This is a genomic window from Streptomyces sp. NPDC015242 (genome assembly GCF_043079125.1).
Classification (GTDB): domain Bacteria; phylum Actinomycetota; class Actinomycetes; order Streptomycetales; family Streptomycetaceae; genus Streptomyces.
On the sequence record NZ_JBIBUF010000003.1, the window covers coordinates 212,641 to 228,390 of the forward strand.

Annotated in this window: 10 protein-coding genes; 1 reads left to right on the forward strand and 9 read right to left on the reverse strand. The window is 73.4% G+C overall.

Going from position 1 to position 15,750, the window contains the following annotated elements:
- Window positions 1–56 precede the first annotated feature (56 nt).
- From ACF07N_RS12520 to ACF07N_RS12540, 5 genes are all read right to left on the reverse strand, one after another.
- Window positions 57–4,463 carry a ribonuclease E/G gene (locus ACF07N_RS12520; RefSeq protein WP_392111511.1) on the reverse strand — a complete coding sequence of 1,469 codons (4,407 nt, stop codon included), beginning with the start codon at window positions 4,461–4,463 and terminating at the stop codon, window positions 57–59.
- Window positions 4,464–4,722: 259 nt separating this feature from the next.
- On the reverse strand, window positions 4,723–5,505 hold the full coding sequence (locus ACF07N_RS12525) for a TIGR03936 family radical SAM-associated protein (protein ID WP_392111514.1): 783 nt from the start codon (window positions 5,503–5,505) through the stop codon (window positions 4,723–4,725).
- 48 nt (window positions 5,506–5,553) lie between these two features.
- Window positions 5,554–6,744, reverse strand: a complete 1,191-nt coding sequence (locus ACF07N_RS12530; RefSeq protein WP_392111517.1) for a hypothetical protein — start codon at window positions 6,742–6,744, stop codon at window positions 5,554–5,556.
- A 234-nt stretch (window positions 6,745–6,978) separates the two neighbouring features.
- Window positions 6,979–7,209, reverse strand: coding sequence for a helix-turn-helix domain-containing protein (locus tag ACF07N_RS12535; protein WP_383322460.1), 231 nt, complete (start codon window positions 7,207–7,209; stop codon window positions 6,979–6,981).
- Window positions 7,209–7,706: a DUF2975 domain-containing protein gene (locus ACF07N_RS12540; RefSeq protein WP_392111520.1), complete on the reverse strand. Its 498-nt coding sequence runs from the start codon at window positions 7,704–7,706 to the stop codon at window positions 7,209–7,211. The genes ACF07N_RS12535 and ACF07N_RS12540 overlap by 1 nt, the downstream gene beginning before the upstream one ends.
- A 146-nt stretch (window positions 7,707–7,852) precedes the next feature.
- Between ACF07N_RS12540 and ACF07N_RS12545 the strand changes: the two genes are divergently transcribed.
- Window positions 7,853–8,542, forward strand: a complete 690-nt coding sequence (locus ACF07N_RS12545; protein WP_392112399.1) for a GAF and ANTAR domain-containing protein — start codon at window positions 7,853–7,855, stop codon at window positions 8,540–8,542.
- Between the two features lie 127 nt (window positions 8,543–8,669).
- Here ACF07N_RS12545 and ACF07N_RS12550 read toward each other — a convergent pair whose 3' ends face one another.
- The 4 genes from ACF07N_RS12550 to mrdA all read right to left on the reverse strand — a co-directional run bounded on the left by ACF07N_RS12550 (window position 8,670) and on the right by mrdA (window position 15,729).
- A complete protein-coding gene (locus ACF07N_RS12550) occupies window positions 8,670–10,634 on the reverse strand; it encodes a TIGR03960 family B12-binding radical SAM protein (RefSeq protein WP_392111523.1) in 1,965 nt (654 codons plus the stop codon).
- A gap of 88 nt (window positions 10,635–10,722) precedes the next feature.
- Window positions 10,723–12,228, reverse strand: coding sequence for a CHAD domain-containing protein (locus tag ACF07N_RS12555; protein WP_392111526.1), 1,506 nt, complete (start codon window positions 12,226–12,228; stop codon window positions 10,723–10,725).
- A 55-nt stretch (window positions 12,229–12,283) separates the two neighbouring features.
- The gene (gene rodA, locus ACF07N_RS12560; RefSeq protein ID WP_383339988.1) at window positions 12,284–13,486 is read right to left on the reverse strand and encodes a rod shape-determining protein RodA; all 1,203 of its coding nucleotides are present in this window, start codon (window positions 13,484–13,486) and stop codon (window positions 12,284–12,286) included.
- Window positions 13,483–15,729 carry a penicillin-binding protein 2 gene (gene mrdA, locus ACF07N_RS12565; protein WP_392111529.1) on the reverse strand — a complete coding sequence of 749 codons (2,247 nt, stop codon included), beginning with the start codon at window positions 15,727–15,729 and terminating at the stop codon, window positions 13,483–13,485. The genes rodA and mrdA overlap by 4 nt, the downstream gene beginning before the upstream one ends.
- Window positions 15,730–15,750: the final 21 nt, after the last annotated feature.

Sequence of the window (15,750 nt, forward strand, 5' to 3'; positions counted from 1 at the left end):
GCCCGCCTGGCGGGGCGTACGCGTGGTCGCGCACGCCCCGTCAGGCGCCGTACGGATCAGTCCTCGTCGGTGGAGGCCGTGACGGAGGAGACCGTCTGCTCCGCCGCCGCGGTCTTCTTCGACGTGGCCTTCTTGGCGGCCGTCTTGGTGGTCTTCGCCGCCTTCTTGGCCGTCGTCTTCTTCGCCGCGGTGGTCTTCTTCGCCGCGGTCTTCTTGGTGGCGGCCTTCTTCGCCGTGGCCTTCTTCGCCGTCTTGCGGGCCGTCTTCTTGGCCGCGGCCGGCTCCTCGGCGGCCTCGGCCGTCCCGCCCGCGTCGGCGGCCGGGACGTCGGCCTGCGCCGGCTGCTCCTCCGCCGGGGCCGACGGGACGACCACGACGGCCGCCTCCTCGGGCGCGGTGGGCGCCGTCGACTTGCGCACGGCGCGGCGCCGCGGACGGGCCGGGGCCGCGCTCTCGGCGGGTGCCTCGGCGGCCGGCGCGGGCTGTGCGGCCTGCTCGGCGGCCTCGGCCTCCGGCACTTCGGACACCGCGGGCGCGGTCTCCGTCACCGTCACGACGGCCGCCTCGGCCCCCGCGGGGGAACCGGCAGGGGCGGACACCTTGCGGGTGGCCCGCCGCCGGGTGCGGCCCTTGGGCGCGGCCTCCTCGGTCCCGTCGGCGGCGGCCTGCGCGGGCTGCTCGGCCCGTGCCGACTCGACCACCGGGTCCTCCACGGCCGCCGGCTCGGCGTGCGCCTCGGCGGCCGGCTCCGGCTGCACGGGACGCGCGGCCTCGTCCGCCGCGGTCACGTCCTGGGCCGTGGGAACGCCGGTCTGCTCGGCCGCCTCGGCGACCGGCTCGGGCGTCCTGCGCTCCGCCTTGGCGGACTCGCCGCGCGGCGCGCCCGCCGGGGCCGACGCACGCCGGCTCGCCCGGCGCCGCGACCGCCCGCGGGTGGCCGCGGCCTCCGCCTCGGCGGCGCTGCTGTACAGCTCCTCGTCGGGCTCGAAGGCCGGCTCGGGCAGCGCGATCGGCTCGGCGGCCTCGGCGACGACCTCGGCCTCCGTCTCCGCCTCCTGCTCGGCGGTCTCGACGGCCGCCTCGTGGACGTGCGGCTGGTCGGCGGCACCGGCACGCGCGCGCTTCTTGCGCTTGCCGCCGCCCCCGGTGGAGGTCGGCTGCTCCATGTGCACGATGACACCGCGCCCGTTGCAGTGGACGCAGGTCTCGGAGAAGGACTCCAGCAGGCCCTGGCCCACCCGCTTGCGGGTCATCTGCACCAGGCCCAGCGAGGTCACCTCGGCGACCTGGTGCTTCGTACGGTCCCGGCCCAGGCACTCCAGCAGGCGCCGCAGCACCAGGTCCCGGTTGGACTCCAGCACCATGTCGATGAAGTCGATGACGATGATGCCGCCGAGGTCGCGCAGCCGCAGCTGGCGGACGATCTCCTCGGCCGCCTCCAGGTTGTTCCTGGTGACGGTCTCCTCCAGGTTGCCGCCCTGGCCGGTGAACTTGCCGGTGTTGACGTCGACCACGACCATCGCCTCGGTCCGGTCGATCACCAGCGAGCCGCCGCTGGGCAGCCAGACCTTGCGGTCCAGGGCCTTGGCGAGCTGCTCGTCGATCCGGTACGTGGCGAAGACGTCGACCTCGGAGGTCCACCGCTGCAGCCGCTCGGCGAGGTCGGGCGCGACGTGCGAGACGTACCCGTGGATCGTCGACCAGGCCTCGTCGCCGCTGACGACGACCTTGGAGAAGTCCTCGTTGAAGATGTCGCGCACGACCCGGACGGTCATGTCCGGCTCGCCGTACAGCAGCGTCGGCGCGTTGCCGTTCTTGGCCTTCTTCTGGATGTCCTCCCACTGCTGCTGCAGCCGCTCGACGTCCCGGCGCAGCTCGTCCTCGCTCGCGCCCTCGGCGGCGGTGCGCACGATGACGCCCGCGTCCTCGGGGACGATCTTCTTGAGGATCGTCTTCAGCCGGGCCCGCTCGGTGTCGGGCAGCTTGCGGCTGATGCCGGTCATCGACCCCTCGGGGACGTAGACCAGGTAGCGGCCGGGCAGGGAGACCTGGCTGGTCAGACGCGCGCCCTTGTGCCCGATGGGGTCCTTGGTCACCTGGACGAGGACGGACTGCCCGGACTTCAGGGCGGTCTCGATGCGGCGCGGCCCGTTGGCCATGCCGAGCGCCTCGAAGTTGACCTCGCCGGCGTACAGCACGGCGTTGCGGCCCTTGCCGATGTCGATGAAGGCGGCCTCCATCGACGGCAGCACGTTCTGCACCTTGCCGAGGTAGACGTTGCCGACGTACGAGGTCGACTGCTCCTTGTTGACGTAGTGCTCGACGAGCACGCCGTCCTCCAGGACGCCGATCTGGGTGCGGTCGCCGTGCTGGCGTACGACCATCACGCGCTCGACGGCCTCGCGGCGGGCGAGGAACTCCGCCTCGGTGATGATCGGCACGCGGCGGCGGCCCTGCTCGCGGCCTTCGCGGCGGCGCTGCTTCTTGGCCTCCAGACGGGTCGAGCCCTTGATGGACTGCACCTCGTCGGACGGCTCGGCGCCCTTCTCCCGGGCGGGGCGGGGCTCGCGGACCTTGACGACGGTGCGCTCGGGGTCGTCGTCGCCGGGCTCGGCCTCGAGGCCGGAGTCACCGGCGCGGCGACGGCGGCGACGGCGACGGCGGCTGCTGCTGGAGCCGCCCCCGCCGGCCGAGTCGTCCCGGTCGGCGGCCTCGTCGGCGTCCTCCCGGTCCTCCTCGGTCTGCTCGGCGGTGTCCTCGGCGTCCTGCGCGGCCTGAGCGGCGGCGACGTCGTCGGAGTCCGTGTCGGTGTCCGCGTCGCCGTCGTGCTCGCTCAGTTCACCGCGCCGGCGGCGGCGGCCACCCCGGCGGCGGCGACGGCGCGAGCCGGGCCCCTCGGCGTCGTCCTGGTCGTCGGCGTCGGCCTGGTCCTCGGCGGAGTCCTCGGCCTCCTCCGGCTCCTCGACGGCGGTCTCGGCCACCTCGGCGGCCGGGGCCTCGGTCTCCTCGCCGCCCCGGCGCCTGCGACGGCGGCGGGATCCGGAGGCCTGCTCGTCCCGGTCGGAGCGGTCGTCCCGTACGTCCGGCGCGTCCTGCGTGCCGTCCTCGGGCTCCTCGGCTCCCCCGGCCGCCTCTGCGGCGGCCGCGGCGGCGGCCCGCTCGGGCGTCTGGAACTGGGGCTCGGTGAAGACCGGCGGCTGGAAGAGGGCGACGGCGGGCCGCGCGGGGCGGGCCACACCCTCGCTGTCGCCGGCGGCCTCTCCGGATGCGCGCCGGGAGGGCTGGGCCGGCTCGGCGAACCCGCCGGCGGCCCGGCGCACGACCCGGCGCCGGCGCCGCGGGGCGGCGTCCTCGGCGGGCTCGGCGGCGGGGGCCTGGGCGGCGGTCGCGGCGGGGGCCTCGGACGCGGCGGGGGCCGGGTCGGTGGTCTGCGCGGCGGGCGCGGTCTCGGTCGCAGCCGTCTCGGCGGCCTCGGACGCGGGGGCCGGCTCGGCGGCGGCCTTGGCGCGGGAGCGGGACCTGGACCTGCGGGCCGGCTCGGCGGCGGGGTTCTCGGTCACAGGGGCCTTCGCCTCCTCGGGCGATTCCGCGGGCGCCTCGGCGGGCGCGGCGGTGGGGCCGGACGGGCCGGCGTCGGCGTCGGCCGTCTCGGCGGGCGCGGGCGTCCCGGCGGGCGCGGACACGCGCCGCGTCGCGCGCCGACGGGTGCGGCGCGGGGCGGCGTCGTCGGCGGTCTCGGCACCGGCGGTGCCGGTGGCAGGGGCGACCTCGGCGGCCGGCTCGCCGGCCGGCGCGGAGTCTGCCTGCGCGGTCTGCGCCGTCTCGTCGGTCCCGACCGGCGTGCCGGTTTCGGCCGGAGTGGCGGCGGGCGAGGTGACGCTGCGGGTGGCGCGGCGCCGGGTGCGCCGGGGAGCGGCGCCTTCGGCGGGTGCGGAGGTCTCGGTGGCGGGCTCCGGCGCCTCGGTGGCGGGCTCCGGCGCCTCGGTGGCGGGCTCCGGCGCCTCGGGGGCGGCGGGAGCTGCGGCAGTCGCGGGCACCACGGTCTCGGCGGCGGCCTCGGCGGCCGGGGAACCGGCCGGCGCGGCGGCGCGGCGCACCACACGGCGCCGCTTGCGGCCGGCGGACGGAGCGTCCTCGGCGGGGGCCTCGACGGGCTCCGGCACGTCGGCGGCGGCCTCGGGGGCGGCCTCGGGGGCGGCTTCCTCCGCGGCGGTCTTCCCGTCGACGGTCTCCTCGGCGGTCTCCTCCGCCTCGCCGGTGTCCGCGGCGTCGGCCGCGAGCTCATCGGCCTCGGCGGCCGGTATGGCCGACGCGACGGTCTCGGCCGGCGCGTCCGCGCCACCGGCGGGCGGGCCGGCCGGGCGGGACGCGGCACGGCGCCGCCGGCGGGGCGGCAGGGTGTCGCTCGGGGTGTTCTGTTCGGAGCCCTCGGAGGACTCTGTGGGTTCGGTCGGTTCGAGCATGCGGGCTTTTCTCCCGTCAGGCTCCCGGGCGCCGCGCCTGGTCCGGCGATGCCGGTGACGTCCGCGGCTCGCGCTGTGCGCGTCGCCGCCGTCCGGGGCGCGGGCGCCGCACGGGAGCTCTCCGTGTCCTGTCTCGCCGGTTCCGTACGCCGAATGCGCACGGCCTGGCGAAAGTCTTCTGGTCGGTGCGCTGCCCGACCCAGGTGGCTCCCGAGTCCGAGGGCGGCGCTACGACGTCCGTCCCTACGCGGGACCTTCCTTACGCCGGCGCCGTCGCGGTGGCAGGCTGTTCGGCCGTTGAGGGGGCCTGCGCTGCCTCGCGGTCGGGCGCGAGCGGGTCGGTCACCGTGCCGGTCTCTTCATCGAACAGCCCCTGCGCCAGCCTGGTCACCGCTGCGGGGACCGGCGGCGCCAGGTCGGCCACGGCGCGGAGACCGGACAGGACGTCGTCGGGTCGTACGGCAGGCGTCACGTGCCGAACAACCAGCCGCAGTATCGCACAGGGCTGGTCGGTCGGCCTATCAGCCAGCGCACTCTGCGTTTCCGAGAGGTCGCGGACCTCCAGGCTCACGACCGCGGAACGGGCGTCGAACGTGCGCACGCCGTTCTTGGCGAGTCGCTGGACCTCCACGGTCTCCGCCGCGGTGAAGGCGTCCGCCGCTCGGCGGGCCTCCTCCGGCGACACGCCGTCCAGCCGCAGCTCCCACACGGAAGCGGTCAGCCGGTCGGCGAGGCCCGAGGTACGGGCCTCGACCGCGTCGACGATGTCGAGCCCGGCGGGCAGCGACTCGTCGAGGAGGGCCCTGAGCTGCTCCGGGTCCCGGGGCGCGGTCAGCGCGATCTCCAGGTACTCCGCCTCACTGCCCGTGCCGGTGGGTGCGGCATTGGCGTACGACACCTTCGGGTGCGGCGTGAATCCGGCCGAGTAGGCCATCGGCACCTCGGCACGGCGCAACGCACGCTCGAAGGCGCGCTGGAAGTCACGGTGGCTGGTGAACCGGAGGCGGCCGCGCTTGGTGTAGCGCAGTCGGATGCGCTGCACCGCGGGTGCGGGCGGCGGGCCTTCGGGCTGTCGCTTGCCCAGTGTCGTTCAGTCCTTCGTGAGAGCGGTCGTACTGCTACCAAGAGTACGTGCCTCGCGGCCGGAAGGTTCCCTCCGGGCGACCGGCGCGGGTCGTCCGCGTTCCCCGAACAGCGTCCGCCACACGTCGGCGCGGGCCTGCCGTGCGGTTGCGCGGGCGGCGGCCAGCGCCTGCCGGACGGCCCGTCCGGCACCGCGGGCGGCCTCGGCGGCGGGCCGCAGGACGTGGTCGCGCACCGCGTGCCCGACGGGGGTGAGCAGGGTGCGGTACGCCCAGCGCGCCGGCTCGACGAAGATCCACCGCAGGAGCGTGCCGAGGAACCGCCCGACGGCGAGCGAGAGGTGCCCGGCGACGCGCCAGGCGTGGCCCAGGGCGTCGCCCACCTCCCGTCCGACGACGGCGAGGGCGCGGCCGACGGGCGTGAGGACCCAGCGCCACAGGGCGTGCGCGGGCAGGACGAACAGGATGCGCGCGACCCAGTACAGGGCCGTCCCGACGCCGGTGACGATCCCGCTCACCAGCCACACCAGCCCCTTGCCGCACCACAGCAGGGCGTGCCCGACGGGCGTGAGCACCCAGGTGTACACCAAGAGGGCCGGTAGGACGACGAGGTACCGGCCGAGCCGGGCCACGCCCGTGTACACGCCGAGCCCGAGCGCGGCGAGCACGGCGCCGGCGCCCCTCAGGACCCACGTCACTGCGTGCCCGACGGGCGTGAGCAGATGGGCGTACACCAGGCCGAGGCCGGCGCCGGCGCCCCGCCCGGCCCAGGCGATCGCGTGCCCCACGGGCGTCAGCGCGTGCCGGTACAGCCAGACGAGCGGTACGACGACGAGGACCTTCCCGAGGCGGGCCAGGACCGTGCCCAGGGGCACCACGAGGTATCGCCACAGCCCGGTGAAGGGCCGGACGAACACCGCTCGCGCCAGCCACACCAGGGCCCGCCCGAGCGGCCGGAGCAGGGTGTCGTACAGGAACCGGCCGCTGACGGCGAGCGCGTCCCAGAGCATCCGCACGGGGACGACCAGGACGAGGACGACGATCCGCACGGGAATCCGGATCGCGACGGCGAGACACCCTTCGGGCGCCCTGGGCGCCCCGGGCGCCTCGGGCTGCCGCCGGGCGGGCGGCCCGGCCGGGCTCTGCCGCGGATCGGCCCGCGGCTCGGTGCCCTCGCCGGGCGGTTTCTGCGGATCCATACCGTGGAAGACGCCGCAGGGTCCCGTACGGATCCCGTTCCGCACGATCCCGCCCCGTTCACCGTGGGTCCTCCCCCGCGCCCGCGCCCACACGGCCCGGGTCCCGGCGGCACCGGCCTGCAGCGGCCGGGGCGACTTCCGGGCTCGCGCGCCCCGCCGGCACGGCCCGGACGAGCCGCCCGCCCGGGCCGCCGTGCCGCGGCCCGGGGACGACGTCGACATCATCACCGCCCCTCAGGACGTCGTCGCGGGTGCGTCCCCGTCCGGCTCGAAGCGGAGCAGATCGCCCGGCTGGCACTCCAGCACCTCGCAGAGCGCGGCGAGGGTGGAGAAGCGGACCGCCTTGGCGCGGCCGTTCTTCAGGACGGCCAGGTTGGCCGGGGTGATGCCGACGCGTTCGGCGAGTTCGCCCACGGACATCTTCCGCTTGGCCAGCATCACGTCGATGTCGACGGCGATCGGCATCAGATGACCTCTTCCAGCTCGGCCCGCATCCGGGCCGCCTCGATGTCGCGGTCGACGGCCTGCGCCAGCAGCATCCGCAGCACCAGCACGACGAGCGCCACCCCGAGCACCGCCAGGCCGGCCCCGCCGAGCAGCAGCACCACCCCCGGGGCGACGGCCTCGCCCGGCGCGAGCACCACCCCGAGCGCGAACACCAGGCAGGCGGCCACCACGAACGCGCCGATCACGAGGTGCACGTACCGGAAGGCACCCGTGGAGAACACCGTCCCCCGCCGCACCATCGTCACCAGCCGCCACACGCACACCAGCACCACCTGGGCCGTCACGACCCCCAGCACCAGGATCACCAGGATCGGTGTCCGCAGGTGGGCGTACTCGGGCTTGAGCCCGTTCATGTCGACCGCCAGCAGCGGGACCATCACGCCCTGCACGAACAACGACCCGGCGAGCAGCACCACCAGCACCGCCCGCAACGCGGCCACGGCCATCTTTCCCATCCCAGCCCCCATTCCCCGATCGACCTACGATGGAAATCTATCGAGATTCGATAGACATGGCAAGCGGTCGCCCTCACGGAGGCGTGCGACCCGTGAAAGCGTGGCAACAGGCATCCAAGGCCGGCACCCGGACCGAGGAGGAGACGGTGGACTGGCGCCTGTTCGCACGGGAGATGGCCTCCATGGCGCGGGACCTGCTCGCCCAGAACTCGGTCGAGGCCACTCTGGGGCGCATCACCCACGCGGCCGTCGACCTGGTCTCGGGGTGCGACGCGGCCGGCATCCTGCTGCTGCGCGGCAAGGCCGTGGAGTCGCTCGCCCCGACCCACGACCTGGTGGTGGAGAGCGACCGGCTCCAGGAGCGCCTCGGCGAGGGCCCCTGCTTCGACGCGGCCCGCACCAGCACCCGCGAGCGCGTGTTCCGCATCGGCGACCTCACCACCGGACGGTCCCGCTGGCGGGACTACGCCACGGGGGCCGAGGAACTCGGCATCGGCAGCATGATGGGCTTCCTGCTGTACACCGAGGACGAGGACCTCGGCGCGCTCAACCTGTACTCCCGCCGCCCCGGCGCCTTCACCGAGCACAGCGAGACCGCCGGCTGGCTGCTGGCCTCGCACGCCGCCGTCGCCTTCTCCAGCGCCCGCAGCCACGCCCAGCTGGAGCAGGCCGTCTCCACCCGGCACGTCATCGGCGAGGCGATGGGCATCCTCATGGGCAGCCACCGCCTCACCGAGGAGCAGGCCTTCGACGTGCTGCGCCGGTTCTCCCAGGAGAACAACATCAAGCTCCGGGAGGTCGCCCGCCGCGTCTGCGAGCACGGCGGACTGAGGTGACGGCTCCCCCAGCACACAGTCTGAACTGGGGGAACCTGGCGGCGCCGGTCCCCCGGGGGAGCGTCACCGACGCCGCCTCTTCAGCGGGTCCCCCGGGACGGGTGTCTCACCCCTCGCGGCGCCCGGGTCAGTGCGCGTGCCCGCTCGGTGCCGGGGCCGCGTTCTTCACCGTCAGGGGCAGCAGCTTCTTGCCCGTCGGGCCGATCTGGATGTGGGTGTCCATCTGCGGGCACACGCCACAGTCGAAGCACGGCGTCCAGCGGCAGTCCTCGACCTCCGTCTCGTCGAGGGCGTCCTGCCAGTCCTCCCAGAGCCAGTCCTTGTCCAGGCCCGAGTCGAGGTGGTCCCAGGGCAGGACCTCCTCGTAGGTGCGCTCGCGGGTGGTGTACCAGTCGACGTCCACGCCGAACGGCTCCAGGGCCTTGTCCGCGCAGGCCATCCAGCGGTCGTAGGAGAAGTGCTCGCGCCAGCCGTCGAAGCGGCCGCCGTCGTCGTAGACCGCGCGGATGACCGCGCCGATGCGGCGGTCGCCCCGGGAGAGCAGGCCCTCGACGATGCCGGGCTTGCCGTCGTGGTAGCGGAAGCCGATGGAGCGGCCGTACTTCTTGTCGCCGCGGATCTTGTCCCGGAGCTTGGCCAGGCGCGCGTCGGTCTCCTCGGCGGACAGCTGCGGGGCCCACTGGAAGGGCGTGTGCGGCTTGGGGACGAAGCCGCCGATGGAGACCGTGCAGCGGATGTCGTTCGAGCGGGAGACCTCACGGCCCTTGGCGATGACCTTGGTCGCCATGTCCGCGATCTGCAGCACGTCCTCGTCGGTCTCGGTGGGCAGGCCGCACATGAAGTACAGCTTCACCTGGCGCCAGCCGTTGCCGTAGGCCGTCGCAACGGTCCGGATGAGGTCCTCCTCCGAGACCATCTTGTTGATGACCTTGCGGATGCGCTCCGAGCCGCCCTCGGGGGCGAAGGTCAGGCCCGAGCGCCGGCCGTTGCGGGTCAGCTCGTTGGCCAGGTCGATGTTGAACGCGTCCACGCGGGTCGACGGCAGCGACAGGCCGATCTTGTCGTCCTCGTAGCGGTCGGCGAGGCCCTTGGCGATGTCGCCGATCTCGCTGTGGTCCGCGGAGGACAGCGACAGCAGGCCGACCTCCTCGAAGCCGGTCGCCTTCAGGCCCTGCTCGACCATGTCGCCGATACCCGTGATGGACCGCTCCCGGACCGGGCGGGTGATCATGCCGGCCTGGCAGAAGCGGCAGCCGCGGGTGCAGCCGCGGAAGATCTCCACGGACATGCGCTCGTGGACCGTCTCGGCCAGGGGCACCAGCGGCTGCTTGGGGTAGGGCCACTCGTCCAGGTCCATGACGGTGTGCTTGGACACGCGCCACGGGACGCCGCTGCGGTTGGGCACGACGCGGGCGATCCGGCCGTCGGGCAGGTACTCGACGTCGTAGAAGCCGGGGACGTACACGCCGCCCGTCTTCGCCAGGCGGAACAGCAGCTCCTCGCGGCCGCCGGGGCGGCCCTCCGCCTTCCAGGCGCGGACGATGGCGGTGATCTCCAGGACGGCCTGCTCGCCGTCGCCGATCACGGCGCAGTCGATGAAGTCCGCGATCGGCTCGGGGTTGAACGCGGCGTGGCCGCCGGCCAGGACGATCGGGTCGTCCAGGCCGCGGTCCTTCGACTCCAGCGGGATGCCCGCCAGGTCCAGGGCGGCCAGCATGTTCGTGTAGCCGAGCTCGGTGGAGAAGGAGAGGCCGAGCACGTCGAACGCCTTCACCGGCCGGTGGCTGTCGACCGTGAACTGGGGGACGCCGTGCTCGCGCATCAGCTCCTCCAGGTCCGGCCACACGCTGTACGTGCGCTCGGCGAGGACGCCCTGCTGCTCGTTCAGGACCTCGTAGAGGATCTGGACGCCCTGGTTGGGCAGACCGACCTCGTACGCGTCCGGGTACATGAGCGCCCAGCGGACGTCGCAGGACTCCCAGTCCTTGACCGTGGAGTTGAGTTCTCCGCCGACGTACTGGATCGGCTTCTGCACATGCGGGAGCAGAGCTTCGAGCTGCGGGAACACCGACGCAGCGACTTCGGCAGGCATGTCGCGCACCTTCGTGAGCTGGACTGAACGGACAGGGGTGACCATCCAGCCTAACGCGGCCGCGGGGCGCCTCCGTACGCCGTGCGCCTCACAGCCCCGCGGCGGCGCCCTTGATCTCCTTCCACAGCGCGGGCAGCCCGGCCTCCGTGCGCAGGGCCCGCTGCTCCTCGCGCTCGTGCAGCAGGCCGTAGGTGAAGGCGCTCTCGCCCGCCGCGTGGGCGACCGCCGACAGCTCGCGCAGAGTCTGCCGGGCCATCACGCTGTCCTGGTGCTCGCCGAGCAGTTTCTGCAGGGACTTCATGGACTTGAGCATGGTGCCGGCGGGCTTGCCGAGGGCGGGCTCGGCCGCCTCGGCGGCGTAGCGGGCGCGCTTGGCCTTCTTGCGGGCCTCGTGCACGGCGACGTCCCGCTCGGTGCCGCTCTCCAGCTCCAGCGCCCGCTCGACCAGCCGGGCCACCTTGCGGAAGTCCTTCTTCACGGCCCCGGCGAGCGGCTTGCCCGGCTTCTTCCCGGCCGCCTTCAGCAGCGGCGGATCGGCGACCAGCGCGTCCAGGGTGTCGAGCAGGGCGAGGTACCGGCGCGAGTCCAGGATCCCGAGGAGCCGGCCGCGGGCCGTGTGGTGCTCGGCGCTGGACCAGTCGCGCAGACGCTCGGCCACGGGGCCGCGGACCAGGCCGTCGGGCACCTCCTCCAGGGCCGCCGTCAGCCGCCCGGCCAGCACCTCGCGGTCGCGGTCCAGGCCCAGCTCCCCGGCCAGCCACTTCAGCTCGTCGGCGACCGGATCGGTGACGGCCCGGTCGAGGATGTCCGGGAAGGACTTGAAGGTGCTGCGCAGCCGCCGGGTGGCCACGCGCATGCTGTGCACGGCGTCCTCGGCGTCCTGACGCACGGCGGGGTCGAGCGCGACGATCGCGTCGCGCTGCACGCGTACGTAGGCGAGCACGTGGTCTCCCGCGGTCACCGGCTCCCCCGGCTCCGCGGTGGGGCGCCGCTTGCCGAGCGCCGTCTCGGCCAGCGCCCGTGCCAGCTTGGACGGCGACTTCGACGGCCGTACGCCCGCCTTGCGCAGCCGCTTCTCCACCCGGTCGAGGAAGGCCGGGTCGCCGCCGTCGGCCAGCTCGACCTCCAGCTCGGTCCACTGCGCCCGGCCGCCGCCCTCCGTGAGCCGCTCGGCGTGCACGGCGTCCACGCTGACCTCGGCGAGGAGGCGGCCCTCGGCGTCGACGAGGTGCCGTACGTCCCGCTCGGAGCGCAGCCGGACCAGGGGCAGCAGCTCGCCGTCGCGGACGCGGGAGCGGACGAGCCCGGCGAGTTCGCCGGGGAGGGTGTCGGAGAGCGGGGCGTGGATCTCGTCCCGGGTGTCCGGGCCGGCCGGGAACTTCAGGTGCCAGCCCGCGTCCGAGCCGCCGGTGCGTCGACGCAGGGTGACGGAGGTCGCCGCGAGGCGTTCGTCGGCGGTGTCGTAGTAGGTCGCGTCGAGATGGGCGACCCCCCTGTCGACCACGTTCGCGACTCCGGCCACGCCGGTCAGGTCCGGCAGGCCGCGGTCCCCGGCCTCGTACTTCCGCTCGATCTCACGCTTGGTGTCCGCCATGGACCGAATCTAGTCGGACCGGGCGCGGGGCGGCAGGGGGCCACCCCGCGCGCGGTCATGCCGACATCGGCCGCTGCACCCGGATCGACTGCAGCAGGCCTACCGCTATCCACACGGCGAACATCGACGAGCCGCCGTACGACACGAACGGCAGCGGCAGGCCGGTGACCGGCATGATGCCGAGGGTCATGCCGATGTTCTCGAACGTCTGGAAGGCGAACCAGGCGACGATGCCGGCGGCCACGATCGTGCCGTACAGGTCGGTCGTCTCCCGGGCGATGCGGCAGGCCCGCCACAGCACGATGCCGAGCAGCAGGATGATCAGGCCGCCGCCGAGGAAGCCCAGCTCCTCCCCCGCGACCGTGAAGACGAAGTCGGTCTGCTGCTCGGGGACGAACTGTCCGGTGGTCTGCGAGCCGTGGAAGAGGCCGGAGCCGGTCAGGCCGCCGGAGCCGATGGCGATGCGGGCCTGGTTGGTGTTGTAGCCGACGCCGGCCGGGTCCAGCTCGGGGTTGGCGAAGGCGGCGAAGCGGGCGATCTGGTAGTCGTCGAGCACGCCGAGCTGCCAGACGGCGATCGCGCCGGCGGCGCCAGTGCCCAGCAGGCCGAACACCCACCGGTTGGTGGCGCCGGAGGCGAGCAGGACGCCCAGCACGATGATGACCATGACCATGACCGACCCGAGGTCGGGCATGAGCATCACGATCACCATGGGCACGGCGGCCAGGCCGAGGGCCTGCACGACCGTGCGGTGGTCGGGGTACTGCTTGTCGCCCGCGTCGACCCGGGCCGCCAGCAGCATCGCCATGCCCAGGATGATCGTGACCTTCACGAATTCGGAGGGCTGGAGCGAGAAGCCGCCGGGGAGCTTGATCCAGGAGTGGGCGCCGTTGATCGTCGAGCCGAGCGGGGTGAGCACCAGCAGGATCAGCAGCACCGAGAGGCCGTACAGGACCGGCACGGCCGTGCGCAGGGCGCGGTGGCCGAGCCAGATCGTGCCGGCCATCAGCGCGAGGCCGATGCCGGTGTTCAGCAGGTGCCGGACGAGGAAGTAGTACGGGTCGCCCTGGTTGAGCTCGGTGCGGTTGCGGGTCGCCGAGTAGACGAGCAGCGTGCCGAGCAGGGACAGGGCCAGGGCCGACAGCAGGATCGGCCAGTCGAGCCGCCGGGCCACCGAGTCGCGGGCCAGCAGCCGGGTCCAGCCGGAGCGCTCGGGCCCGTAGCCGGAGACCTGGAAGCTGTTCACACCGCCGGTCATGTCGGCAACCTCCGGCTTCCCCGCCGGCGCCGGCGCCTTCGGGTGTCACGGTTCTCGGGCGTCGGCGGGGCCGCCGTCGCCGGCTGGAGCGGGTCGGCCGGGGCGTTCGGGTCCTTCTTGTTCGCCTGCTGGTCCTTGGCCGGGTCCTTGGGCATCTTCGGGGAGGCGATGGTGCCGTCGACCTTGACCTTCGGCAGGGTCTTCTGGGGCGTGGGCAGCAGGGCCTTCTTCGTGTCGATGTCGCCGTCCGGGGACACGCCGTACAGCGCGTTGTAGATGTTGCGCACGGCCGGACCCGAGGCGCCGGAGCCCGTACCACCCTGGGAGATCGTCATGACGACCGCGTAGTCCTTGGTGTACGTGGCGAACCAGGAGGTCGTCTGCTTGCCGTAGACCTCGGCCGTACCCGTCTTGGCGTGCATCGGGATCTTGTCCTGCGGCCAGCCGCCGAACCTCCAGGCGGCCGTACCGCGGGTGGCGACTCCCGCGAGGGCATCGCTTATCTCGTTGCGCGTCTTCTGGCTCATCGGCAGCTTGCCGTGCGCCTGGGGCTTGATCGGCGTGACGGTCCTGCCGTCGGCGCTGATGACGGCCTTGCCGACGGAGGGCGTGTACATCGTGCCGCCGTTGGAGATGGCGGCGTAGATGGTGGCCATCTGGATGGGCGTGACGAGCGTGTCGCCCTGGCCGATGGAGTAGTTGACGGAGTCACCGGCGCGCAGGCGGTTGCCCTCGAGGCAGTTCTCGTAGGCGATCTTCTCCGCGTAGCTGCCGTTGCGCTTGCCGGTGCGGCACCAGACGTCCTTGTTGGCCTTCCAGTAGTCGAGCTTCCACTGGCGGTCGGGGACGCGGCCGGTGACCTCGTTGGGCAGGTCGATGCCGGTCTCCTCGCCGAGGCCGAACTGGTGGGCGGTCTTGTAGAACCAGTCGTTGGCGTTCTTCTTCGGCTTGGTGCCGCCGTCGCGCTTCCACTCCTCGTGCGAGAGGCGGTAGAAGACCGTGTCGCAGGAGACCTCCAGGGCCCGGCCGAGGCTGATCGCCCCGTAGCCCTTGGACTCGAAGTTCTTGAAGACCTGGCCACCGATGGAGTACGAGCTGGAGCACTCGTAGGGGCCGTTGAAGGAGTAGCCGGCGTTGACCGCTGCGGCCGTCGGGATGACCTTGAAGATGGAGCCGGGCGCCGACTGGCCCTGGATGGCGCGGTTGAGCAGCGGGTAGTTGGACTTCTTGCCGGTGAGCCGGGCGTAGTCCTTGGCGGAGATGCCGCCCACCCAGGCGTTCGGGTCGTAGGTCGGGTTCGACGCCATGGCGACGACGCGGCCGGTCTTGGCCTCCATGACGACCACGGCGCCGGAGTCGGCCTTGTAGTTCGTGCCCGTGTTGCGGTCGTGCTCCTTGCGGGCCTGCTTCATGGCCTCGTTGAGCTCGTACTCGGCGATGCGCTGGACGCGGGCGTCGATGCTGGTGACGAGGTTGTCGCCGGGCTGGGCGGGGTCGGCCTCGGCCTGGCCGATGACGCGGCCGAGGTTGTCGACCTCGTAGCGCGTGACGCCGGCCTTGCCGCGCAGCTGCTTGTCGTACTGGCGCTCCAGGCCGGAGCGGCCGACCTGGTCGGAGCGCAGGTACGGCGAGTCGGTGTTCTGCGCCTTTTTGATCTCCTCGTCGGTGACCGGGGAGAGGTAGCCGAGGACCTGGGCGGTGTTGGCCTTGCCCGGGCTCGCGTAGCGGCGCACGGCCTGCGGCTCGGCGGTGATGCCGGGGAAGTCCTCGGCGCGCTCGCGGATCTGCAGGGCCTGCTTGGCGGTGGCCTCGTCGGTGATGGGGATGGGCTGGTACGGCGAGCCGTTCCAGCAGGGCTGGGGCGTCTTGGCGTCGCACAGCCGGACCTTCCGCATGACCTCCTGGGGTGACATGCCGAGCACCGCGGCGAGCTTGGTGAGGACTTCCTTGCCGTCGTCCTTCATCTTCAGCAGGTCGGTGCGGGAGGCGGAGACCACCAGGCGCGTCTCGTTGTCGGCGAGGGCCACGCCGCGGGCGTCCAGGATGGAGCCGCGCACGGCGGGCTGGACGACCTGCTGGACGTGGTTGCCGGAGGCCTCCTTGGCGTAGGCCGCGCCCTCACGGATCTGGAGGTACCACAGGCGTCCGCCGAGGGTGAGCAGGAGGGACAGGACCAGGACCTGGATGACGACGAGCCGGATCTGGACCCGTGGGTTCCGCCCGGTCTCGGGAATGTTGGTCACTGCGGCTGCCTCCCCCTCTCC

What these genes read in the sequence shown, in the direction of transcription:
- ACF07N_RS12520 (WP_392111511.1), bottom strand. Translation starts at nt 4,463, where the DNA reads ATGCTCGAACCGACCGAACCCACAGAGTCCTCCGAGGGCTCCGAACAG.
- ACF07N_RS12530 (WP_392111517.1), bottom strand. Translation starts at nt 6,744, where the DNA reads ATGGATCCGCAGAAACCGCCCGGCGAGGGCACCGAGCCGCGGGCCGAT.
- ACF07N_RS12535 (WP_383322460.1), bottom strand. Translation starts at nt 7,209, where the DNA reads ATGCCGATCGCCGTCGACATCGACGTGATGCTGGCCAAGCGGAAGATG.
- ACF07N_RS12540 (WP_392111520.1), bottom strand. Translation starts at nt 7,706, where the DNA reads ATGGGAAAGATGGCCGTGGCCGCGTTGCGGGCGGTGCTGGTGGTGCTG.
- ACF07N_RS12550 (WP_392111523.1), bottom strand. Translation starts at nt 10,634, where the DNA reads ATGCCTGCCGAAGTCGCTGCGTCGGTGTTCCCGCAGCTCGAAGCTCTG.
- ACF07N_RS12555 (WP_392111526.1), bottom strand. Translation starts at nt 12,228, where the DNA reads ATGGCGGACACCAAGCGTGAGATCGAGCGGAAGTACGAGGCCGGGGAC.
- rodA (WP_383339988.1), bottom strand. Translation starts at nt 13,486, where the DNA reads ATGACCGGCGGTGTGAACAGCTTCCAGGTCTCCGGCTACGGGCCCGAG.